This window comes from Telluria sp. ZT3P26 (assembly GCF_059686035.1).
Genome location: NZ_JCASII010000001.1, coordinates 1201378 through 1222377, shown reverse-complemented (window position 1 = coordinate 1222377; position 21000 = coordinate 1201378). Strand labels below are relative to the sequence as shown.

Genomic DNA, 21000 nt, shown 5'->3' with positions numbered 1-21000 from the left:
TCCGGTAACTTTAGTTATGTCCGACTGCGGCGGGGGCGCCGCGGTGCACGTGCACGACGTTCTGTTCTTTCTGGCGCTGCTGGTCGACCAGGTCTTGCAGCGAGACCGAATCGAGGTAGTCGACCATTTTTTCGTTCAGCGTGGTCCACAGTTCATGGGTCATGCAGCGGGCGCCGTCGGTATGGGCGCCATGGCAGTTCTCTTTACCGCCGCACTGGGTTGCATCGAGCGGCTCGTCGACGGCGATGATGATGTCCGCCACCGTCACCTTGCCCGCCGCGCGCGCCAGGCTGTAGCCACCGCCCGGACCGCGGATCGATTCGACGATCTCGTGGCGGCGCAGCTTGCCGAACAGCTGCTCCAGGTACGACAGCGAAATGGCCTGCCGCTGGCTGATGCCCGACAGCGTGACCGGACCGTTGCCTTGACGCATGGCAAGGTCGATCATCGCAGTGACAGCAAAACGGCCTTTGGTGGTCAGACGCATTTCAACCCCGGTGAATGATAAAATATTTCTCTTGCCCAAGTACCAAGTCTGCGCCGCAGTGTGCGGTGTATTTCCCTGTGAAGCGGGGGAAAGACCTGATTAGTTGAACGATTTAGTCAAGTATAGCAAATCGCAATGATCTTGTCTTGGACCACCCCAAAAACGGCGGGTCATGTTCGGCGCGAATATCCCATCCCCGCGCCTCGTCAACGGGCCCGCAACAACGCCATCGGCCCGAACAGCGCCTGCATGCCCGGATGCCCGATGAAGCTCAGATTGTAGGGATGCTCGGCCACCGCCTGCGGGAAGGCAGCCGTCTCCGGCAACTTCTGCAATTGTTCAGCGATCTTGCCCCATAGAACCAGCGTCGGCACCTGCGGCTGGGCGGCCAGCGCCGCCAGCACCGTCTGCAGAAACGGCAACCAGGCGCGCGCATCGATGACCGGCTTGACATGCTTGCGAAACACCAGCGCGGCATTGAGCAGCAAGAAGCCCTCGTGCACCAGATTGTCCTGCAGTTGCGCCAGGGTCTGGATCGATCCGTCAACCCGCGCGGCCCGGGCAACCGGCGCCAGCGCCTCCCCGCTGGTCGCATCGGGCTGCAACTGGCCGCTTGCCACCAGCAGCATCTTCATGAAGTTGCGCAATGACGTGGCCCGGTTGACCGGTTTTGACAGGCCGGCATCGCTCCACAGGTCACCAACAGCGCCATCCATGAAGCTCACGCCGGTGGCGCTCGCAGCGCGCGGGTACGGCCCCTCCCCCACCAGCACGTAGCGCACCTTGTCCAGTGGCTGGGCAAAGGCGGCGAACATGCGGTGTTCCGTGGGAACGTACTCATCCTGCGCCAGCGCCGGCAGGTAGCCGGGGTTGGCATGGGCTACCGCCTGCAGGCCCGCTTCGAGGATCGGACGCCACGAGGCATTGGCCAGGTCGAGGGCCTGCAGGATCGGTGCAGGGATGGCGATGGGACTGGAGGCAGGCGCGGCGGTGGCGGTCATGGCGAAATGGCAATGGAAGGAGGCGGCGATTGTAGCGCGCCGCCGTCCTTTGCAGCCACCCGCGCGCTATTCGGCGTCCGGCTGGCGCGACGGGTGCGCCGCCTGAAACGCCGGCAACGCGATGCACAGCGCGTTGATGCGCTCGATATTCGGATAAGCCGACACATCGATATTGAAACGCTGCGCATTGAATACCTGCGGCGCCAGGTAGCAGTCGGCAATGGTCGGATGGGCGCCGTGGCAGAACGGCCCCGCGCCCGGATCGCGCGCCAGGTGGGCTTCGAGCGATTGCAGCCCTTCGATCACCCAGTGGCGGTACCACTCGGTCTTGGCCTGGTCGGGCACGCCGATCTCGCGCGCCAGGTAATTGAGTACACGCAGATTGGTGATCGGATGGATGTCGCAGCCGATGATCTGGGCCAGCTCGCGCACGCGCGCCCGGCCCGGCGCATCCTTGGGCAGCAGCGGCACGTCCGGATACACTTCTTCGAGATACTCGATGATCGCCAGCGACTGCGACAGCGTGATGCGGTCATCCTGGAACGATGGCACCAGGCCGCTCGGGTTGATCTGGCGATAGTCGTCCTGCAGGTGCTGGCCGCCATCCTTGAGCAGGTGCACGGGCACCGCGTCGTAGGCCAGCCCTTTCAGGTTCAGCGCGATGCGCACCCGGTAGGCGGCCGAGCTGCGGAAGTAGGTATACAGTTTCATGGTTGCCTCTCGTGGTAACGGACGACTTCCTGATCGATGGCGCCAAAGATGCTGGCCCCGCTCGCATCAAACATCTCGATGCGCACCGTGTCGCCGAAGGACAGGTACGGCGTCTTCGGGGCGCCGCCTTCGATGGTTTCATACATGCGCACTTCGGCCAGGCAGCAATAGCCCACGCCGCCGTGCTCGACGCTCGAGCCATACAGCCCGCCCTGCTTGTTCGACACGGTGCCCGAGCCGATGATGCTGCCCGCACATAGCTCGCGCGTGGTCGCCGCGTGCGCGACCAGCTGGGCGAAGCTGAAGGTCATGTCTTCGCCGGCATTGGGCTTGCCGAACGCGGCGCCATTGAGCGTGACCAGGATCGGCAGGTGCAGCTTGTTGCCCTGCCACGCGTCGCCCAGTTCGTCCGGCGTGACTGCCACCGGCGAGAACGCGCTGGCCGGCTTGGACTGGTAGAAACCGAAACCCTTGGCCAGCTCGTTCGGGATCAGGTTGCGCAGCGACACGTCGTTGACCAGCATGACGAGGCGGATGGCGCTGGCGGCCTCGGCCGCGTCAGCGCCCATCGGCACGTCGCCCGTGACCACGGCCACCTCGGCTTCGAGATCGATGCCCCAGTCTTCGGACAGGGCCGCAATCGGGTCGGTCGGGCCGACGAACGAATCCCCGCCGCCCTGGTACATCAGCGGATCGGTGTAGAACGACGCCGGCACCTCGGCGCCACGCGCCTTGCGCACCAGCTCGACGTGGTTGATGTAGGCCGAGCCGTCGGCCCACTGGTACGCGCGCGGCAGCGGCGAGTGGCAGGCGGCCTCGATGAACGACTCGGCACTGTCGGCATTGCCGTCGTTGAGCTGGGCGTACACGTCTTCGAGCTGCGGCTTGCACGCATCCCAGTTGTCGAGCGCGGCCTGCAGCGTGCGCGCGATGTTCGGGACTTGCTGGCACGTGACCAGGTCGCGGCTGACGACGACCAGGGTGCCGTCGCGGCCGCCGGCTTTGAGGGTGGCGAGTTTCATGGGGCTGTCCTTTGTTATTGCAGAGTAGTCGCCATTACAAGGTAAAACGCACTATCATACAAACGATATTTTTCAGCTCGATATATCAGCTTATCTAATCAATCCATCCGATGAATCCAACCCTGCGACAAATGCGCGCCTTCGTTGCGCTGGCCAGGACTGGCACGTTCACGCTGGCCGCACAGACCTTGCACGTGACCCAGTCTGCGCTCTCCGGCCTGATCAAGGAACTCGAGCAGACGCTGGACGCCCGGGTCGTCGACCGCAGCACGCGCCGGATTGGCCTGACCGAGATCGGCCGCGAACTGCTGCCCTTATTTAGCCAGATCATTGACGACCTGGACGGTGCGCTGGCTAACGTGGCCGACCACACGCGCCTGAAGAAAGGCGTCGTGCGCATCGCCGCGCCACAGTTGATGGCGTGCACCCTGCTGCCGCCCAGCATCGCCGCCTACCGCGCGCAACACCCGGAGATCGTGATTCGCCTGGCCGATACCGAAGTTGAAGGTGTCATCACGCGCGTGTTGTCAGGCGAAGCCGATGTGGGCATCGGCCCGGAACGCACGCCTGCCCCGCCGCTGCTGGCGCAAGAACTGTTCACCATGCCGTTCGCGCTGGTGTTTCCGCAGCAGCACCCGCTGGCCGCGCTCGAGCGCGTGACGTGGCAGGATGCGGCGGCCTATCCGTTCATCTCGCTGCAGGGTCAGTTCACCGACTTGCTGCTCGACGCCGTGCAGGATGCGCGTACGGGCATCGCGCTCACGCCGGCCCACGAGGTGACCTTCATGACGACGGCGCTGGCCATGGTCAGCGCGGGCCTGGGGGTAACGGTGTGCCTGCCCTACGCCGAGCCGCTGGCCACGCTGTACGGGCTGACGATGCGCCCGCTCGATGCGCCGACCGTGCAGCGGCGCTTTTTCGTCTACACGCGGCCCGGGCGGTCACTGTCGCCGGCCGTCGAGAGTTATCTGGAATTCCTGTTTGCATATGTAAAACGGTCGCAAGGGGAAGGCTGATTCTCACCAAAAGGCACGCTACAATGAACCGTGTCTTTTTTTATCGGACCCCCGATGTCCCTCGATACGATCGCGATCAACCGCCAGATGAACAAGTTCGATGGCCATGCCAGCGTCTGGCTGTTTGGCTACGGCTCCCTGATCTTCAAACCCGATTTCCCGTTTCTTGAGCAGCGCGCCGCGTCGATCAGCGGCTGGACGCGCCGTTTCTGGCAAGGCTCGCACGACCACCGCGGCACCGAGACGGCGCCGGGGCGCGTGGTGACGCTGGTGCCGGACCCGGACGCCGTCTGCCACGGCATGGCGTTTCTCGTCACGCCCGAAGAATTCGCGCATCTCGACCATCGCGAAAAGAACGGCTACCTGCGCCTGGCGACGCAAATGCAGTTTGACGACGGCAGCAGCGACGAAGGCATCGTCTATATCGCCACGCACGACAACGCGGCGTATCTTGGCCCGGCCGACGAGCACGCGATTGCGCGCCAGATCGCCACGGCGCGCGGCCCGAGCGGCCCGAACAGCGAGTACCTGCTGGGCCTGGCCCGGTCATTGCGCGCGCTGGGCAAACCGGATGCGCACGTGTTCGAGATCGAGCGGCACCTGGCGGCGCTGGGGGTTACGCAGCAGTACGCTTGACGGGGTCAGCGTATGAGTCGGCCTGCTGCGCGATGGCTGCAAGCGTGGTCAGCACGCGCGCCGCACGCTGTTCGAGCGAACCCGTCAGGATCGTATAAGCGATGCCGCGCCGGTCCAGGTCCTCCAGGACCAGCTGCTGGATCTGCGTGCGCCACGCCACGTTTTCGCGCACGCCCGGTTCTTCTTCATACGGGATGTCGTCAGCGCACACGAAATGGTGCAGGTAGCGCGTGCGGCATTCCAGCGCGTAGCGCAGCAAGGCCGGTGGCACGGGCTCGGTGACCTGGCCAAAACGCAGGCCAAGCAGCAGCGTGGTCAGTGCATTGGTGTCGACGAAGATGTAGTCGCCGCCCGCGATGGCAACAGCGGCGTCTTCGGCAGCGCGGTGCCGCTCCGCGATCTCGACATAATCGGCGGCCACCAGCTGGCCCTGCTTTTCTTCCCAGACGAAGCGGTCGATCTCGGGCACGAACTGCGCGCCCTGCTCGCGCGCCAGCATGCTGGCCAATGTCGATTTCCCCGTCGACTCGGCGCCGACAAACACCACCAGCCGACTGCCCGTCCCTTGCTCACCCATGCCTGCATCCTGTAACGATCGATGCGACATCCTAGCCGAGCCGCCGTGACAACTCAACGGCTCAGTCGAGTGCGCGCTGGCGCGACTCGGTGTCCACGCACAGGATGGCGATCGCGCCCATGAGCAAAAAGCCAGAGAGCATGATCAGCGCCAGCGTGAAATGCGTCGCCATCACCGGCGCGATGATCGCTGGCGCGAACAGGCCGCCGAAGCGGGCAACTGCCCCCGCCATGCCCATGCCGCTGGCGCGCAGGCGGGTCGGGTAGACCTCGGGCGTGAACGCATACAGCGCGCCCCACGTGCCCAGCAGCGCAAAGCTCATCAAGAGCGTCGAACCGACGACCAGCACGGTCGAGCTGCCCAGGCTGTAGCCGAGGCAGCCGACGCTACTGAGCAGAAGGAACCCCACCAGCGTCGGCTTGCGGCCCCAGCGTTCGACGCCATACGCGGCCAGCGCAAAGCCGGGCAACTGGACCAGCGCCAGCACGATCAGGAATTCCTGGCCGCGCATGAAGCCGAAGCCTTCCGCGCTCAGGCGGATCGGCAGGTAGACGAACACGCCGTAATAGGCAATCGAGATCAGGCCCCAGGCGACAAACAGTGCGAGGCTGCGCCGAAGCAGTCCATCCGAGAACAGCGACAGCAGTGTCGTCCTGACGTGCGCTTCGGGCAGCAACGGCGGCATCGTCAGCGTGCGACCATTGGTCCTGGCCACGCGTTCCAGCACCGCGCGCGCCTGCTCCGGCTTGCCGCTGCGATGCAGGTACATGGGCGACTCGGGGATATACCAGCGCAGCACGATGCCGATCAGCGCCGGAATCCCGGTGACAAAAAAGATCACGCGCCACGCATCGTCGCCCCACCCCACCGCCCACAAGGCCAGCACGGCCAGGGCAATCGTGCCCAGCGCCCAGAATGATTCGAGCAGCACCAGCCAGCGCCCGCGCCGGTCGCTGGGAAGGAACTCGGCCATCATCGTGTAATCGACCGGCAGCGTCGCGCCCACGCCGATGCCCGTCATCAGGCGCAGCGCCAGCAGCCACGTGAAATCGGGCGCAAACGCGGATGCCACGCCGAAGCAGGCGTCGATCACCACCGCCATCAGCAGCACGGGCCGGCGACCGATGCGGTCCGCAAGGCGCCCGAAGACAAAGGCGCCAATCAGCATGCCGACGAAGAACACGGTCCCCGTCTGCAAGGCCTGCGGCATCGACAGCCCGAAGGTTTTCGCGATCGACGGCGCAGAAAAGCCGATCGACAGCACCTGCATCGCGTCGGCCAGCCAGACCAGGCCGAAGATCAGGAAGATCCGGTACTGGAACCGGCCAACGCCGGCAGCCTGCAAGCCCTGCTCCATCGTCATGGCGGCAGCGCCAGCCTCGTTCGGGCCGCTGGCGGGAAGGCCGGTCTGTCCTGGTGTCACTGGTGTGGTCATGAATTCTTATCGAGGCGACTGGGACGGCGCGCGGATCGGCGCGCCTGTCAATGCCGCATCTTAGAATAAAACGAGCTCTTCAGTGACGTTTTACCCATTGTCGGCGCCCGATCAGCCGCCGAAGTTCAGCGAGGCTCCGCCCGGCCCACCCGGCCCCTGACCGGCACCGGGGCCACGCCCGTTGCCAGTCCCGCCGCGTCGGTTCTGCTCGTCACGCGGTCCAGACGGTGCGCCACTGCGCTGGCTACCGCCAGGCACCACGCGCAGCAACTGCTCACCCAGCCGGCCGGCGACCTGGCGGCGCTGGTTGTCGTCGAGGCCATCGTTCACGTCGAGCCACAGCGCGCGCAGTTGCCGGTCCTCGCCGTTCGCGGTTGCGCTTTCGGCGTCGGTGGCGGCGTCAAGCTTGCGCAGGTCGGCGTCCGGGCTGGCCAGCAAGGTTCTGGCCCATTCCTGCAGTGCGGCGCGGCGCCGGGTGCGATCGCGCAGGATCGTGCGCGACGCTGCCTCGGTCTTGTTCCACAGGGTTTGCTGGTTGGTGCTCAGGTTGAGCGACTGCTTCAGGTCGCCCGCCATCGGCAGCAGGTCTTCGGCGCGCAGATCGGTCAGTGGTACAGCGTGCGCCGTGCCGGCGCCAGCCATGGCCAGAGTCAGTGACAGCAGGCAGGTGCGCAGCCAGCAAGGCAAGCGCGAGAACGTGGTTTGAATTGGCATACGACACCCATGGTCAGGAAAGGACGATCACGAATATAGGCGCACGCCAGTTGGCTGTCGTGCTGCTTTACCGAAACTTACCCGGCGCGTCACCATCGTTTCAGTGCTGCGCCAAGTTGCTTCAGGCTTGGGGACAGTGCGCCGAGCACGCTGCCAGCACGGGACGTCTGCCCCGGCCCAAGCAAGCTAACGGCAGCCGCCAGCGCCTTGTCGTCGCGCGTGCCGAACATGCGCGTGCTTTCCACGCCGGCGCGTGTCGCGGGCGGCGCATCATCGTGTGCAGGCAGGATTGCGCTGAGATGCTGCGCCAGGTCTTCTTCGCGCAGTGCCAGTCCAGTCGCACCAGCCTCCGTGCGATCCTGTGCCACGATCACATCCGGCGTGATCCCGCGCGCCTGGATTTCGTGGCCGTTGGGCGTGAAGTAGCGCGCCACCGTGAGCTTGACGGCACTGTCCCCGGTCAGCGGAAAGATACTCTGGATCGAGCCCTTGCCGAACGTGCGCGAGCCAAGCACGGTGGCGCGGCGGTGGTCCTGCAATGCCCCGGCCAGCAATTCGGCGGACGAGGCCGACGCGCAGTTGACCAGCACCGCCAGCGGGACTGTTTGCGCCCATGCGGGCAGGTCGGCCAGCACGTCCGGCTCGCCTGGCCGCCGGTAGAAACGCGGATCGACGGTGACCGTGGCATCGGCCGCATCAGTGGCAGTGGCACGCCCGCGCGCCGAAAACAATGGCGTGCCTGGCGGCAGGAATGCCCCTGCCACCCCGACCGCGGCCGACACCAGGCCGCCCGGGTCGTTGCGCACATCAAGCACGATGCCGCGCGGCGCCCCGCTTGCGTCGAGCGTTTTCAATGCCGCAACCAGGTCCTGCGCGGTGCGCCCTTCGAACGCTGTCACGTGGATCCACGCGATCCCGTTTGCCAGCGAGCGCACCCGGACGGTCTGCGCCAGCAATGCAGCCCGGTGCAGACCGATCGTGCGGACGGCGCCGCTGCCGCTGCGCCGAAACCCGATCTCCAGTGCGCTGCCGGGCACGCCGCGCATGCGCCGCGCGATGTCGGGCAAGCGCATGCCGACGATCGTCGTACCGTCGATCGACGCGATGGTGTCGCCCGGCTCGATGCCGGCAACGTCGGCCGGCGAGTCGGCGGTGACTGCCGTCACCACCATGTCGGCGGCGGAGAAATCGACGCTGATGCCGATACCGGTGTATTCGCCGGCATCGTCCTTCCGGACTTCATCGAGCTCGTCCTTGTCGAGGAAGCTTGAGTGGGGGTCGAGCGAGGCGAGCATGCCGGCGATCGCCCCTTCAAGCAGCTTCTTGTCGTCCGGCGCCTCGACGTACCGGGTTTTTACCAGCGCATAGGCCGACAGCAAGGCCTGGAATTCGGCAGCGGGAACCACGACGGGCTCGCCTGCCCGGCAGGTGCTTGCGGCGACAAGGGGAAAGAGAAGGCAGAGAATGGTGGCGCGCAGTCGCTTCATGAGTCGGTGTCCTTGATGATCGACCGATTCTCTGCTGATCGCGTGTTGTGTGCGGTTAAGCGCTTGTAAGCAGGTGTAAGCAGGCGCTGTGCAGATCTGCGTTCAGCGCTGGCGCATCCGCTGCATTCTCAGAACAGGTCCAGCTGCCCTGCCCCCTGCGCACTGCCGCGCCGTGTCGTCGCAGGCACGACCACCGGTCGCCGGAATTGCGAGCGATCGAGCCGCCCGAAGCGCCCGCGCAATGACTTGAAGCCAAGGCGTTCGACGGCTTTTTCAAAGCGTTGCCGGATCAGGTCGGCCCACACGCCGTCACCATGCATGCGCTGTGCAAAGTCAGCATCGTAATCCTTGCCACCACGCATTTCGCGGATACGGTTCATCACCCGCTGCGCGCGATCCGGGAAATGCGCCTGCAACCATTCCTGGAACAGCGGATTGACTTCGTGCGGCAGGCGCAGCACCGTGTAGTGGGCGCCGACCGCGCCAGCGTCGCGCGCCGCTTCGAGGATGCGTTCGATCTCGGGCTCGGTTACGAACGGAATGATCGGCGCGACGCTCACGCTGACGGGAATGCCGGCGTCGGTTAGCGTGCGGATCGTGCGCAGGCGCCGCATCGGCGCGGCCGCGCGTGGCTCGAGCGTGCGCGAAATCTGTGCATCGAGCGTCGTGAGCGTCACCGCCGCGCACGCCAGATTGTTGGCCGCCATCGGCGCCAGCAGGTCGATGTCGCGCTCGATCAGCGACGACTTGGTGATCAGGCCGAGCGGGTGGTGGCATTCGGACAATACCTCCAATACCTGGCGCATGATCTGACGCTCACGCTCACAAGGCTGGTAGGCGTCGGTATTCACGCCAATGGCGATGTGTTCGGGGACGTAGCCGCGCCTGGCAAGTTCGCGCCGCAGCAGTTCGGGAGCATTTACCTTGGCGAAGAGTCGGGATTCAAAATCAAGGCCCGGCGACAGGCCGAGATAGCTGTGCGTGGGCCGCGCGAAGCAATAAATGCAGCCGTGCTCGCAACCGCGGTAGGGATTGAGCGATACGCTGAACGGAATATCGGGCGACGTGTTGCGCGACAGGATAGTCTTAGCGAACTCGTCGGTGACTACCGTCTTGAACGCCGCCGCCTCACCGTCCGACCCGGCAGCCGCTTCGGAATCGGCATCGAACCAGCCGTCGTCAAAGCGCTCGCGACCGTTGACCTCATAGCGTCCTTGCATATTCGACACCGCACCACGCCCCTTGCGTGCAAGGCGCGGCGGCGCCAGCATGATGTGTTCTTCTACCCGCTCGCGGCGGATGGGCTCATCGGTGTCGATCATGGCCGCTGCTCCATACTGTATATTTATACAGTATCTTACGCCGCTACCCCGTCAAATTCAAGCGCGCACGTCAGCCGCTAGTTGTGCGGACGGCCAAAGGTCGCCAGATAGTTCACGCTCGTATCGCTGCACCATGAGGCCCGATGCAACACCGGCAGGTAACGCATGCCGCGCAGGTCGATCCGCTGCAGCCCGGCACCGGTGGCGGCGGCTGACAGCTCGGCGGGTGTGACGAAGCGGCGCCACTGGTGCGTGCCACGCGGCAGCACGCGCAACACGTACTCCGCTGCCACGATGGCCAACAGGTAGCTCTTCCAGCTGCGGTCGATCGTCGACGCCAGCAGCAGACCACCGGGCGCCACGCGCCGGGCTGCCTCTTCGATGAAGGCACGGGGGTCGGCCACATGCTCGGCTACCTCCAGCGCCAAGACGACGTGGAAGCGTTCATCGGGCCGCAGGACGGTTTCCAGTTCGCCCAGGCGATAATCGACTGCCGCTCCGCTGGCGTCGGCGTGGCGTTGCGCCGCCGCCAGGTTGCCGGGCGAGGCGTCGATGCCGACCACGTGCGCGCCGCGCAGCGCCAGCGGTTCGGACAGCAGTCCGCCGCCGCAGCCGACGTCGAGGATGCGCAGATCCTCCAGCGACGTATCGGCGCGACCGAAATGCGACGCCATGCACGCCAGCAGATAGGCCTGGCGCAGCGCGTTCGTGACGTGCAGCGGCCGCATCGGGCCGTTCGGGTCCCACCAGGTGGCGCCGAGTCGGTCGAAGCGGGCGATTTCGTCTGCAAGCGCGCTCATGCCCGGTCCCCGCCCGCAGCAGCGGTCACCAGCGCGGCCAGTGCGCGGCCGGAACGCCAGGCCCCTTCCACACCGCCGCCGGCAAGGGCATCGCCGCACACGCCAAGCCCGATGCCTGCATCCCACCAGGCACCAGCGCCCTGCTCGTCGCCGGGTGTCGCTGCCAGCGTTGCATACAACCAGCGATGCACGGCCGCGAAACGCCAGGCCAGAGCGCCGCCGACGCAATCGGCAAGCGCCGCCTGCAGCATCGCCTGAACCTGATCGGGCGGCGTGTCCAGATGTGCGCCGGTCCAGTCGGGCGTTGCGTGCACCACCCACTGGGCCTGCCCCGCCAGCACGGTGCGCGCCGGCTTCGCATCGTTGCGCACCACCAGCGCCAGCGGGCCGGATGCGGGCAGCGCCAGGTCCCAGTCACCGCCCGTTGCTGGCGCATCGGTCATGCCCATCAAGACCCAGACGGGCAACATCGGCACTGCCTGCGCGCGCGTGGCCCAATCCGGGCGATGCACGCCCAGCAGCGCCGCCGCCTGTTGCGGCGGGATCGCCAGGGCCACGGCATCGAAGCCATCGGCCAGGGTCACACCGCCGCTCTCCAGCGACCACGTTGCACCGCTGCGACGCACGCCATCGACCGTGCACAGGGTATGCAGCGGCAGGTCCTTCAACAAGGCGCGGCACAGGGCCGGCATGTCGGGCGTGGCAACCCACATCGCGCCGCCAAGCAGCGCTGCTCCCTGTGGGGCCAGGCGCGGCGTCCAGCGCGCCAGCAGCCCGGCCCGCTGCCCGTGCTCGACGAAACCGAGGAAGTCGGCGCCCGTGGCAGCAAAGGCCGGCGTTCCGTGGTCCAGGCCCAGCATGGCGTCGGTGCCAGCGATCGGCGTTACCCGCCTGGTGGACATGCGCCCGCCAGCGCCGCGCGACTTGTCAAACACCTGCACCGCATGCCCGGCATCGGCCAGTGCGCGCGCGCAGGCTGCCCCGGCAATGCCCGCCCCGACGACGGCGACCCGCATACTCGTGCCACTCATCGCTTGCCTCCGCGGCCGCGCCACAGTGGCCTCATGACCAGGAACAGGCGGTAGGCCGGCTCCAGCAACGCCAGCGCGATCCTGGAGCCCAGCAGCCGTCCAAGCCAGGCCCAGCGCGGCAGGGATCGCCACAGCAGGGTGAATGCCTCCGCACCACTGGCCAGGCTGCCATCGGGACGGCGCATGTGCAGGCGCGCCATGGCGGCCTCGCGGTTCAGTCCGGGGCCAAGCGCTTCAGGCGCGCAATGGGCGACGTCGACCCAGCACACCTGGTCGGCCCCATCCTGGCGCTGATAGAGGGCGATCTCGCGGGTGCATACCGGGCAGCCGCCGTCGTAGTACACCGTAGGGGGGAGTGAGGATGGTTGTTGCATGATTTGATCATACAGGAAGCAGGCACGAATGCGGTTCATGAACCGAATCTTTCCGTTTCGATTGCCTTCTGAACGGTTCAGCTCCTGTTCAACTCATGGGGCTAATCCAGCAGCCTTGATGGGTGCGGCAGCTCAAGCGCGCACGTAGGCCGCTTGTTGTGCGACAAACCCGTCAAAGGCGTCGAGCAGCGGACCGAAGTGTCCAAACGCGCCTTCCAACTGGCCCAGCGCCAGCGCGGCCGCTTCCAGGCTCGACAGCTGATGCGGCGCGTGTGCCTTGCGGATGCGGTAGTTCGACGGTGCCACGTCCGTCAGGCCCAAGCGCGGCAAGCGTTGCAGCGCGGGGTTCAGGTACAGCATCTTGCGGCTCTTGCGCCAGGTAGCGTCGAGCAGCACCAGCCGCACGGCTTCCGCAGGCAGCGCCGGCATTGGCGGCGGCACGGGCAAACCCGCGTCGCCGGGTGTGGCCGGATACAGCAGCACGGGCGTGCGCCCATCCGCATGCAACAGGCTATCGAGCACCCCGGTCTCGAAGGCTTCGCCGGTCGCCATCACGCTGCCGGTCACGCACAGGTGCAGCAGGCGCGCGCTGTTCTTGGCATTACCCACTTCCAGCGGATGCTGCAGGATCAGCAGGTGCGCCTGCGCCTGTAGCGGCGTGATCCAGCGGCAGATGCAGCCCGACTGTGCCCGCAGGCACCTCTCGCAGACAGCGCGTTTCAAGCCAGCTGCACCCGTCACGGCGCCGGCGTCCAGCCGCCACCCAGCGCCCGGTACAGGTCAACATGCGCCGCCAATAAACTCGTGCGCAGTTGCAGCGCCGCCAGATCGGCACTGAACGCGGTACGCTGCGCGTCGAGCTCTTCCAGGTACGACGCATAGCCATTCGTGTAGCGGTTGTGGGCCACGCGCAGCACTTCGCCGGCCGCCGCGCGCCGCGCCTCCGCTTCCACCAGTTGCCGCTGCAAGCCATCGATCGACGCCAGCGCATTCTCGGTCTCGGCAAACGCCGTGCGCACCACGGTCTCGTAACCATAGATGGCGCGATCACGCACCGTACCGGCGATCTCGGCCTGGGCACGCAGGCGGCCCGCATCGAACAACGGTGCAAGCACGCTGCCGCCAATGCTCCACAGTTCGGTTGGCGAGCGCAGCAATTGCGAGATGCCGCCCGCCCCTGCCCCGAGCGACGCCGTCAAGCGGATTGACGGCAGCAGCGCATCGCGCGCCACGGCCAGGCTGGCGTCGGCTGCCGCAATGGCTTGCTCGCCCTGGGCGATGTCGGGCCGGCGCCGCAGCAGTTCGGACGGCAAGCCGGCGCCCGGGGTCGGCTCACGCAGCGACAGCAGATCGGTACCGCGTGCGATCGGGCCCGGACTCGCGCCCAGCAGCAGATTGAGCGCCTGCTCCTGCTGCGCCACCTGCCGCTCCAGCTGCGGGACGGCGCCGGCGGTCGCGTGCAATTCGGCCTCGGCCTGCGACATTTCCAGGCGCGAGCTGTAGCCCACTTCGAACTGGTGCCGCGCCAGATTGTACGAGCGCTCGCGCGACGCCAGCGTGGCCTTGGCCAGGGCCAGCTGCGCATCCAGTCCCAGCAGGTTCAGGTAGCCCGACGCGGTATTGGCCGCCACCGCCAGCGCCGCTGCTTCCAGCGCCGCCTCCTGCGACTGCGCCTCGAACCGCGCCGCCTCGACGGTGTTCGCCACGCGGCCAAACAGGTCCAGCTCGTAACTGGCCTGTACCGCCCCCACGATCGAGGTCGATTCAACCGGCGTGCCTTGCGGGCCGATGGCGCGCGCACGGGTCGGCGCCAGAGACAGGTTCAGTGCCGGCAGGCGCGCGCTGTCGGCCACGCGAATGCGCGCCTGGTATTCCTGCAGCCGCGCGCGGGCAACCTTGAGGTCGCCGTTGTTCGCCTGCGCCTGTCGCACCAGCGCGTCCAGCGCCGGATCGCCGAATGCCCGCCACCAGTCTCGCTCGACGCTGGCATTCGCGCCGGGCAAGGTCGTGCGCCATGCCACCGGGACCGTCACCGAGGACGGCGGCGCCGGCTGCGGCGCCATCGCGCAGGCGGCCAGCAGCAACGGCGCCGCCAGAACCACGAAGCGCCGCTTCATCGCTGCCCCGCGTTCGCCGTCGTGGCAGCCGCCGTATCGATCGTCGTCACCACCGACATCCCGGGCCGCAGGCGCTGGGCCAGCGGCTGGTTCGGGTCGATGCTGATGCGCACGGGAATGCGCTGGGCGATCTTCACGTAGTTGCCGGTGGCGTTGTCCGGCGCGATCACCGAAAACTCCGAGCCGGTGGCCGGCGCGATGCGCTCGACGTGGCCGCGCAGTTTCGCGCCGCCCAGCGCATCGACACTGAAGCTGACCGGCTGGCCGACGGCCACACCCGCCATCTGCGTTTCCTTCAGGTTGGCGATGATCCACATCTGGTTCGGCACCAGCGCGGTCAGCTGCGCGCCGGCATTGACGAAGGCGCCCTGGCGCACGGTGACTTGCCCCAGCTGGCCGTCGCGCGGCGCGATGATGTTGGTGTTGGCCAGGTCGATCTCGGCCAGCTTCACGGCCGCTTCGGCACTGGCGACCGCCGCTTCGAGGGCAGCGCGGTTAACGCCGACGGACGCCAGGTTCTGGCGGGCGATCTCGACAGAGGCGCGGGCCTGGTCGCGGCTGGCCGCGGACTGGGCGCGGGTGGCGCGCGCGGCGTCGAGTTCGCGCGCGGACAGCGAACCGTCGGCCGCCAGTTCTTCCACGCGGCGCAGGTCGGCGCTGCTGCGCCGGGCCTGGGCTTCGTTCGAGGCCAGCAGCGCTTGGTTCTGGGCGATGGTGGCGCGGGCGCTGGCGTTGGTCTGCGCGAAATTGGCCAGCGCCGCCTTGCGGTTGGCGAGTTCGGCGCGTGCCTGCGCCAGGCGCTGGATCGGGATCCGGTCATCGATGCGCAGCAACAGCTCGCCCTTCCTGACGGTCTGGAAATCCTGCACGCGGACCTCGGTCACGTAACCGCTCAGTTGCGGACTGATGATCGTCACCTGGCCGCGCACCAGCGCGTTTTCGGTCGCCTGCAACGCACTGCGAAACGGCGGCAGGTTCCAGGCATACAGCACGATCAGGATGCCGGCGAGCGCGATGGCGGCAAAGGCCAGCGCACTGAGGATGATCTTGCGCTTCGGGCGCGCGGGAGTAGTAACGGGTTCTGACATATCAATCGGTAACGGTAATGGGTGCGGGAGTGTTATTGACAGGGGCTGCGGGTGCTGGCGCCGATTCCGGAGCGGTAGCCGGGAGGTTGTAATGCATCCAGACGGCGTGCAGGAAGATCCAGGTCGCGCTCACGGCAGCAATCAGGGCGATCATCAAAAACACGTCGTTGTAAGCCAGGATGTTGGCTTCGCGCGTGGCACTGGCGGCCAGCGACGCCAGACTCTGGCGCGTGCGCGCGGCCGGGTCGGCCAGCAGTTGCCCCGCCGCTGCTGCCCCGGACTGAATACGGCTGGCCACCAGCGGATCGAGCAAACTCAGGCCCTCGACAATCGTCGACGAATGGAATTTCTCGCGCGCGATCTGGAACGTGCCGACCAGCGCCGAGCCGATCAGACCGCCCAGGTTCTGCGTCAGGCCGAACAGCACCGAGAAACTGATCAGCGCGCCGGGATTGCCGATCACAGTGACGATCATCGAAATCAGCGACGGCCCGATGAACAGCGTGCCGCCGAACGCGAGCAGGCTCTGGCTCAGGTACATCTGCTCGGCGCGGGTCTGGTTATTGGCATGCGCATCCATCCAGGCGCCCAGCGCCATCAGCACCAGCGCGATGACCTGCGGCGCCATCAGATGCTTCACGTCGACTGTCAGGGCCGACACGACGATCCCCGCGACGGTGGCTGCCAGCACGCACAGGAACAGCGACTGCATCTGGTTGTTGTCCAGCCCCACGGCGCGCAGGAAGCCGACCGCGCCCACGCTCTGCTCGGACAGCACGATGCGCACCAGCAGCAGCGACAGCGCCACGCGCAGGATCTTGCGGTTGGTCAGCCAGCGCAGGTTCAGCAGCGGATTGGCCCGGTTGTGCTCGACGCACATGGCGGCGGCAAGCAGGAAGATCGACACGGCCAGCGCCACGCCGATCCACGCCTGTTCGGTCCACCAGAAGATGCGCCCGAACGTGAGCACCATGCACAGCAGCGCCATGCCCGGCGCGAACAGCGAGAACGTGACGAAGTCGGTGGGCCGGAACGCCTTGATCCGGTCGCCCGGCGGCAATTTGAGCAGCAGCACGGCGCCCAGCGACACCAGCGCCAGGCCCAGTTCGAACATGTACAGGCCGCGCCATTCGGCGATGCGCAGCAGGTCGCCCGAGAAAATATACGCCAGCGGCAGCGCCAGCTGGGCCGTACCGAGCGAAATGGCAATGCCTTTCAGGCGCCACTCTTTCTTGAACCCCTGCAGCGTGTAATACAGGCCGAGCGGACTGACGGCGGCGGCCAGCATGCCGTGGGCGGCGCGCACCGCGATGGCCGAGCCGAGGTCATTGACGAACAGGTGGGCCAGCGTGACCAGCGCGTACAGAACCAGGAAGCATTCGGTGAACAGGCGCAGGCCGAATTGTTGCCGGAATTTCACCAAGAGCAGGTTCATCGACGCGTTGGCCATCACGTACGCGGCCGGCAGCCAGGCCGTTTCGGTCTGGTACGCGCCCAGCACGCCCTGCAGATTGATCAGGTTGACGGCGACCAGCGCATTGCCCAGGCCGCCCGTGATCGTGACGAGGATGCCGACCGCCAGGTAGGCCAGTCGCAGCTTTGTCGTGTGCGCTGGCGTGGACGGCGAGCCGGGCAGCATCGGCTTTTCGTCGGGTGCCCATTCGCGTGGCGCGTACTTGCTCATCCTGCTGTTTCACCATAATTGTCAGGCTCGCTATCTTACGCCTTTGCTCGACATCACGTCGGATGGCACTTTCGCCACACCCAAAAATTTAATCCGAAAGTTGGCCAACCAGATATTGCCCTACGGATTTATTGACTCTAGACTCAAGTTGTTCCGTACGGAAATTTTTTCGCACGGCAGCATGTCCAGAGTCAGCCATGTCGAACATCCACGCCATCCGCACCCTGATCTCCGCTTCGCTCGCCGCGCTGGCCATGCTGCCCGCGTCCGGCTTCTCACAGACGCTGCCGGCAACACAGCCCGTCGCCAGCACGCTTGATTACCGGATGAACGAGCACGTCATCCAGGTGCCGGCCGGGCCTGACGATGTGCTGCTCGAGACCACGGTATTCCAGCCCGATGGCCCCGGCCCATTCCCGCTGATCGTCATCAACCACGGCAAGGACCCGGGCCGCCCGAGCCTGCAGTCGCGCGACCGCTTCTATCATATGGCGTCCGTGTTCGTGAAGCGCGGCTACGCGGTGATGGTGCCGATGCGCCAGGGATTTTCGAAGTCGGGCGGACGCTACCGTGATCGCGGCTGCGACATGACGGCCAATGGCTATACACAGGCCGAAGACATCCGCGCCACCCTCGCCTACGCGCGCCAGCAGCCGTGGATCGACGGCGCGCGCATGATCGTGGCCGGCCAGTCGTACGGCGGGCTGGCGGCCATCGCGCTGGGCACCGAGGCGCTGCCGGGCGTGCGCGGCGTGATCAATGTCGCGGGTGGCTTGCGCGACGACAGCAACCGCTGCGCCTGGCGCTCGCAACTGGTGGCCGCGTTTGCCGACTACGGCGCCAAAGCCACAGTCCCGAGCCTGTGGCTGTATGGCCAGAACGATTCGCTGTTCGGTCCGGAGCTGGCCGGGCGCATGCACGCCGCCTATGTCGGAGCCGGGGGCCGTGGCCGCCTGGTCGAGTTCCCCGCATTCAAGCGCGATGCCCACGGCATGCTGGCCAGCCGCGACGGCGAGAAAGTGTGGTTGCAAGATACTGAACAGTTCCTGCGCGAGATCGGCATGCCGACCGCCATCGTGGTCGACGTCCCTGCCCCGCCCAGCCCGGCGCGCACCGATTATGCGCAGGTCGACGATATCGACGCGGTGCCATTCCTGTCCGAGTCGGGCCGCCGTGCTTACCGGGAGTACCTGACCAAGCTGACGCCGCGTGCGTTTGCCGTGTCGGCCAGCGGCGGCTGGACCTGGGCCGAGGAAGGCGAAGATCCGGACGGGCGCGCACTGGCGACCTGCTCTGCAAAAAGCAGGGAGCCGTGCCGGCTGTACTCGGTTGATGACTATGTGGTCTGGCATGACGAACGCATCGACGGGGCCGGGAAAGCAGCGGCGACGGCGTCGGTCATGGCGGCGCCAAACCCGCTTGCCGAATCCGATCCGACGACGTCGGTGGGCAGTACGACCGCGCGCTGATCGCGCAGGCTTGTCAAGCGGCCTGCGCAGTTCTTGGTGCACGAGTTCGCTTTATCGCGCATCGGGTCGATCCAGCGCAAACCGTCGCCTGGGGATACGCCTGACAATGCGGCTGTCGCATTGTCAGGAGCATATCGATGGTCCGTCTCGCCCACGTCTGCGCTGCTGCGTTGATCCTCCTCGGCCTGATCGCCGCCCCCGTCGCACCTGCTGCAAACAACGATCCCGTCGTGCTGGTACACGGCGTTCTGGGCTTTGGCCCCGACGAGTTCCAGCAGAGCGGCTTCAACTACTGGGGCGGTTATGGCGACATCGCAGCGCACATGCAGGTCTACCGCGGCCCGCACGCGGTGGTTGCCGCCGCCGTCAGCCCGATCGCGTCCAACTGGGACCGCGCCGCCGAACTGTATGCGCAGATCAAGGGCGGCTGCGTCGACTATGGCAAGGCGCACGTCGCCACCCAGGGCGTGCCTGGCCAGGTACAACAGCCAGCTGGCAAATGCTGGGCCGCCGATCCGCGCGACAACCCGCACGCCTATCCGCCGGCGCTGTACCCGCAATGGGGCCGTGCGCATCCGATCCACATGATTGGCCACAGCCAGGGCGGCACGACCATCCGCGCACTGATCCAGCTGCTGGAACACGGCTCGCTGGCGGACGAAGGCGACAGCGCGCTGTTCAAGGGCGGCAAGACCGGCTGGATCCGCAGTGCGACGACGATCTCGGCCCCGCACAATGGCACCACGCTGACCGACGCGGTCTTCAATATCCTGCCCAACGTGCCCATCGTGCTGCGCGACATCCTGCGGCACCGGGCAGCCAGCTGGGAGCTCGCGCCGGACGGCGCGCGCGAATTCAATCGGTGGGCGCTGACCTCGCCCAATGTCTACTATTTTTCAGTGGGCACGCTCGCCACCGCCAGCGGCAGCTGGTGCTGCAACGGCACCGACCGCGCGATCGCGCCGATCCAGACAACGGCGTTCCAGTACGCGCGCGCCGACATGATGCCTTACTTCAAATCGTTCGCCGGCGAGTGGATCGTGCCGTCGGCAGCGCAGCGCGGCATGGGCAGCTACACCGTCAATGTGCCGACACGGGTGCGCGTCGACAGCGACTGGTTCCCGAACGATGGCGTCGTCAACACGGTCAGCATGCGCGCACCCGGCGGGCACCCGGCGCGCAACTACAACGGCACGGCGCTCCGGGGAACGTGGAATTTCCTGGGCAATTACCTGGGGTATGACCACTTCGACATCCTGAACTGGCCCAACCAGGGACCGCCGGCCAATCCGCTCTACGACCGGATCAGTGACATCATCTTCGCGCTGTAGCTCACGGTGACAACACCTCGGCAGGCCGGTGAATGCGCACGATCTGCAAGCCGTCGGGCTGGTCCACCAGCATGCACAACTTGCCGGTGCGCTTGCAATGGTCCTGCACACGCCAGTAGTCGCCATGGCTCATGCAACCGGTCTGGCAGATCACCAGGTCCGCGGCCTGCAGGCTCGCTTCCAGGTCGGCCGCCAAGGTGGCTGGCATGCGCTGCGGATCACCCGCGCTGCCCGCCTGCGCGGCCAGCTCACGGCGCTGTAACGTGCGCGTCAAGTCATGCACACGCGCCTGCAACGCGGCCACCTGGCGCCCCAGCGCAACGCGCCGACCGAGGCCCGGCAGCGCCGCGTCGAGGGCGGCGCGGTCTTCGCGTTCCCAGGCCAGCGTCGTCGTCGCGCGCATCGTCGCGGCGCGCGCGCGGATCAGCTGGGCTTCCATGGCGGCGATGCGCGTGGCCTGGGCCTGCAGCAGTGTGCTGCAGCGTTCCTGCGCCTGCGCATGCGCCCTTAGCAATGTCACGTGCTCGCCAGCCAGGCCATCGGCTTCCCTGTATGCGGCCATCTGCACCTCCTGTTCCTGAACCAGAACTCATCTTAGATGAGAACGATTCTCATTTCAAGGGCGCGTCGAAGCAGGGACAAATCGACACATCGTGACGTGAAAACAAACTTTCACGATACAATATGGCCCTGCTCAC

At 66.5% G+C, this 21000-nt stretch carries 21 protein-coding genes; 4 read left to right on the top strand and 17 right to left on the bottom strand.

Features of this window, described 5'->3' with window-relative positions; genetic code table 11:
- Positions 1-10: 10 nt before the first annotated feature.
- The 4 genes from iscR to AC56LN_RS05345 form a co-directional block, all read right to left on the bottom strand.
- Positions 11-487, bottom strand: a complete 477-nt coding sequence (gene iscR / locus AC56LN_RS05360) for a Fe-S cluster assembly transcriptional regulator IscR (RefSeq protein WP_332530980.1) — start codon at positions 485-487, stop codon at positions 11-13.
- 206 nt (positions 488-693) lie between these two features.
- A complete protein-coding gene (locus tag AC56LN_RS05355; protein ID WP_499570291.1) occupies positions 694-1488 on the bottom strand; it encodes a uracil-DNA glycosylase family protein in 795 nt (264 codons plus the stop codon).
- Between the two features lie 66 nt (positions 1489-1554).
- Entirely contained in the window at positions 1555-2199 is a 645-nt protein-coding gene (gene maiA / locus AC56LN_RS05350; protein WP_482899528.1) for a maleylacetoacetate isomerase, read from the bottom strand.
- Positions 2196-3221, bottom strand: a complete 1026-nt coding sequence (locus AC56LN_RS05345; protein ID WP_499570290.1) for a fumarylacetoacetate hydrolase family protein — start codon at positions 3219-3221, stop codon at positions 2196-2198. The genes maiA and AC56LN_RS05345 overlap by 4 nt, the downstream gene beginning before the upstream one ends.
- A gap of 110 nt (positions 3222-3331) precedes the next feature.
- Between AC56LN_RS05345 and AC56LN_RS05340 the strand changes: the two genes are divergently transcribed.
- Both AC56LN_RS05340 and AC56LN_RS05335 read left to right on the top strand, forming a co-directional pair.
- Positions 3332-4237, top strand: coding sequence for a LysR family transcriptional regulator (locus tag AC56LN_RS05340; protein WP_499570289.1), 906 nt, complete (start codon positions 3332-3334; stop codon positions 4235-4237).
- Positions 4238-4291: 54 nt separating this feature from the next.
- On the top strand, positions 4292-4873 hold the full coding sequence (locus AC56LN_RS05335) for a gamma-glutamylcyclotransferase (RefSeq protein WP_499570288.1): 582 nt from the start codon (positions 4292-4294) through the stop codon (positions 4871-4873).
- Here AC56LN_RS05335 and AC56LN_RS05330 read toward each other — a convergent pair.
- The 12 genes from AC56LN_RS05330 to AC56LN_RS05275 form a co-directional block, all read right to left on the bottom strand.
- Positions 4854-5450 (bottom strand): AAA family ATPase, encoded by a 597-nt coding sequence (locus AC56LN_RS05330; protein WP_499570287.1) that lies wholly within the window; start codon positions 5448-5450, stop codon positions 4854-4856. The two genes, AC56LN_RS05335 and AC56LN_RS05330, sit on opposite strands and share 20 nt — an antisense overlap.
- Positions 5451-5511: 61 nt before the next feature.
- Entirely contained in the window at positions 5512-6813 is a 1302-nt protein-coding gene (locus AC56LN_RS05325; RefSeq protein WP_499570784.1) for an MFS transporter, read from the bottom strand.
- A gap of 183 nt (positions 6814-6996) precedes the next feature.
- Positions 6997-7599: a hypothetical protein gene (locus tag AC56LN_RS05320; protein ID WP_499570285.1), complete on the bottom strand. Its 603-nt coding sequence runs from the start codon at positions 7597-7599 to the stop codon at positions 6997-6999.
- 89 nt (positions 7600-7688) lie between these two features.
- The gene (locus AC56LN_RS05315) at positions 7689-9086 is read right to left on the bottom strand and encodes a S41 family peptidase (protein WP_499570284.1); all 1398 of its coding nucleotides are present in this window, start codon (positions 9084-9086) and stop codon (positions 7689-7691) included.
- Positions 9087-9214: 128 nt separating this feature from the next.
- Positions 9215-10408: a PA0069 family radical SAM protein gene (locus tag AC56LN_RS05310; protein WP_499570283.1), complete on the bottom strand. Its 1194-nt coding sequence runs from the start codon at positions 10406-10408 to the stop codon at positions 9215-9217.
- Between the two features lie 77 nt (positions 10409-10485).
- The gene (gene ubiG / locus AC56LN_RS05305; protein ID WP_499570282.1) at positions 10486-11208 is read right to left on the bottom strand and encodes a bifunctional 2-polyprenyl-6-hydroxyphenol methylase/3-demethylubiquinol 3-O-methyltransferase UbiG; all 723 of its coding nucleotides are present in this window, start codon (positions 11206-11208) and stop codon (positions 10486-10488) included.
- Positions 11205-12239, bottom strand: a complete 1035-nt coding sequence (locus AC56LN_RS05300) for an NAD(P)/FAD-dependent oxidoreductase (protein ID WP_499570281.1) — start codon at positions 12237-12239, stop codon at positions 11205-11207. Before AC56LN_RS05300 ends, ubiG begins: the two co-directional genes overlap by 4 nt.
- Positions 12236-12652 carry a thiol-disulfide oxidoreductase DCC family protein gene (locus tag AC56LN_RS05295; RefSeq protein ID WP_499570280.1) on the bottom strand — a complete coding sequence of 139 codons (417 nt, stop codon included), beginning with the start codon at positions 12650-12652 and terminating at the stop codon, positions 12236-12238. The genes AC56LN_RS05300 and AC56LN_RS05295 overlap by 4 nt, the downstream gene beginning before the upstream one ends.
- 93 nt (positions 12653-12745) lie before the next feature.
- A complete protein-coding gene (locus tag AC56LN_RS05290) occupies positions 12746-13336 on the bottom strand; it encodes a tRNA-uridine aminocarboxypropyltransferase (RefSeq protein WP_499570278.1) in 591 nt (196 codons plus the stop codon).
- A 14-nt stretch (positions 13337-13350) separates the two neighbouring features.
- A complete protein-coding gene (locus tag AC56LN_RS05285) occupies positions 13351-14730 on the bottom strand; it encodes an efflux transporter outer membrane subunit (RefSeq protein WP_499570277.1) in 1380 nt (459 codons plus the stop codon).
- Complete coding sequence (locus AC56LN_RS05280; RefSeq protein WP_499570276.1) at positions 14727-15818, bottom strand: HlyD family secretion protein; 1092 nt, start codon at positions 15816-15818, stop codon at positions 14727-14729. The genes AC56LN_RS05285 and AC56LN_RS05280 overlap by 4 nt, the downstream gene beginning before the upstream one ends.
- Before the next feature lies 1 nt (position 15819).
- Positions 15820-17502, bottom strand: coding sequence for an MFS transporter (locus tag AC56LN_RS05275; protein ID WP_499570275.1), 1683 nt, complete (start codon positions 17500-17502; stop codon positions 15820-15822).
- 197 nt (positions 17503-17699) lie between these two features.
- On the opposite strand from AC56LN_RS05275, the gene AC56LN_RS05270 reads away from it, so the two are divergent.
- The gene (locus AC56LN_RS05270; protein ID WP_499570274.1) at positions 17700-18971 is read left to right on the top strand and encodes a dienelactone hydrolase family protein; all 1272 of its coding nucleotides are present in this window, start codon (positions 17700-17702) and stop codon (positions 18969-18971) included.
- Positions 18972-19108: 137 nt separating this feature from the next.
- A complete protein-coding gene (locus AC56LN_RS05265; protein WP_499570273.1) occupies positions 19109-20302 on the top strand; it encodes an esterase/lipase family protein in 1194 nt (397 codons plus the stop codon).
- Position 20303: 1 nt separating this feature from the next.
- Here the strand turns inward: AC56LN_RS05265 and AC56LN_RS05260 are convergent, their stop codons facing one another.
- Complete coding sequence (locus tag AC56LN_RS05260) at positions 20304-20864, bottom strand: DUF2325 domain-containing protein (protein ID WP_499570272.1); 561 nt, start codon at positions 20862-20864, stop codon at positions 20304-20306.
- Positions 20865-21000 lie beyond the last annotated feature (136 nt).

Coding starts and splice junctions, on each gene's coding strand:
- iscR (WP_332530980.1), bottom strand. CDS start 487: ATGCGTCTGACCACCAAAGGCCGTTTTGCTGTCACTGCGATGATCGAC.
- AC56LN_RS05355 (WP_499570291.1), bottom strand. CDS start 1,488: ATGACCGCCACCGCCGCGCCTGCCTCCAGTCCCATCGCCATCCCTGCA.
- maiA (WP_482899528.1), bottom strand. CDS start 2,199: ATGAAACTGTATACCTACTTCCGCAGCTCGGCCGCCTACCGGGTGCGC.
- AC56LN_RS05345 (WP_499570290.1), bottom strand. CDS start 3,221: ATGAAACTCGCCACCCTCAAAGCCGGCGGCCGCGACGGCACCCTGGTC.
- AC56LN_RS05340 (WP_499570289.1), top strand. CDS start 3,332: ATGAATCCAACCCTGCGACAAATGCGCGCCTTCGTTGCGCTGGCCAGG.
- AC56LN_RS05335 (WP_499570288.1), top strand. CDS start 4,292: ATGTCCCTCGATACGATCGCGATCAACCGCCAGATGAACAAGTTCGAT.
- AC56LN_RS05330 (WP_499570287.1), bottom strand. CDS start 5,450: ATGGGTGAGCAAGGGACGGGCAGTCGGCTGGTGGTGTTTGTCGGCGCC.
- AC56LN_RS05325 (WP_499570784.1), bottom strand. CDS start 6,813: ATGACGATGGAGCAGGGCTTGCAGGCTGCCGGCGTTGGCCGGTTCCAG.
- AC56LN_RS05320 (WP_499570285.1), bottom strand. CDS start 7,599: ATGCCAATTCAAACCACGTTCTCGCGCTTGCCTTGCTGGCTGCGCACC.
- AC56LN_RS05315 (WP_499570284.1), bottom strand. CDS start 9,086: ATGAAGCGACTGCGCGCCACCATTCTCTGCCTTCTCTTTCCCCTTGTC.
- AC56LN_RS05310 (WP_499570283.1), bottom strand. CDS start 10,408: ATGATCGACACCGATGAGCCCATCCGCCGCGAGCGGGTAGAAGAACAC.
- ubiG (WP_499570282.1), bottom strand. CDS start 11,208: ATGAGCGCGCTTGCAGACGAAATCGCCCGCTTCGACCGACTCGGCGCC.
- AC56LN_RS05300 (WP_499570281.1), bottom strand. CDS start 12,239: ATGAGTGGCACGAGTATGCGGGTCGCCGTCGTCGGGGCGGGCATTGCC.
- AC56LN_RS05295 (WP_499570280.1), bottom strand. CDS start 12,652: ATGAACCGCATTCGTGCCTGCTTCCTGTATGATCAAATCATGCAACAA.
- AC56LN_RS05285 (WP_499570277.1), bottom strand. CDS start 14,730: ATGAAGCGGCGCTTCGTGGTTCTGGCGGCGCCGTTGCTGCTGGCCGCC.
- AC56LN_RS05280 (WP_499570276.1), bottom strand. CDS start 15,818: ATGTCAGAACCCGTTACTACTCCCGCGCGCCCGAAGCGCAAGATCATC.
- AC56LN_RS05275 (WP_499570275.1), bottom strand. CDS start 17,502: ATGAGCAAGTACGCGCCACGCGAATGGGCACCCGACGAAAAGCCGATG.
- AC56LN_RS05270 (WP_499570274.1), top strand. CDS start 17,700: ATGTCGAACATCCACGCCATCCGCACCCTGATCTCCGCTTCGCTCGCC.
- AC56LN_RS05265 (WP_499570273.1), top strand. CDS start 19,109: ATGGTCCGTCTCGCCCACGTCTGCGCTGCTGCGTTGATCCTCCTCGGC.
- AC56LN_RS05260 (WP_499570272.1), bottom strand. CDS start 20,864: ATGGCCGCATACAGGGAAGCCGATGGCCTGGCTGGCGAGCACGTGACA.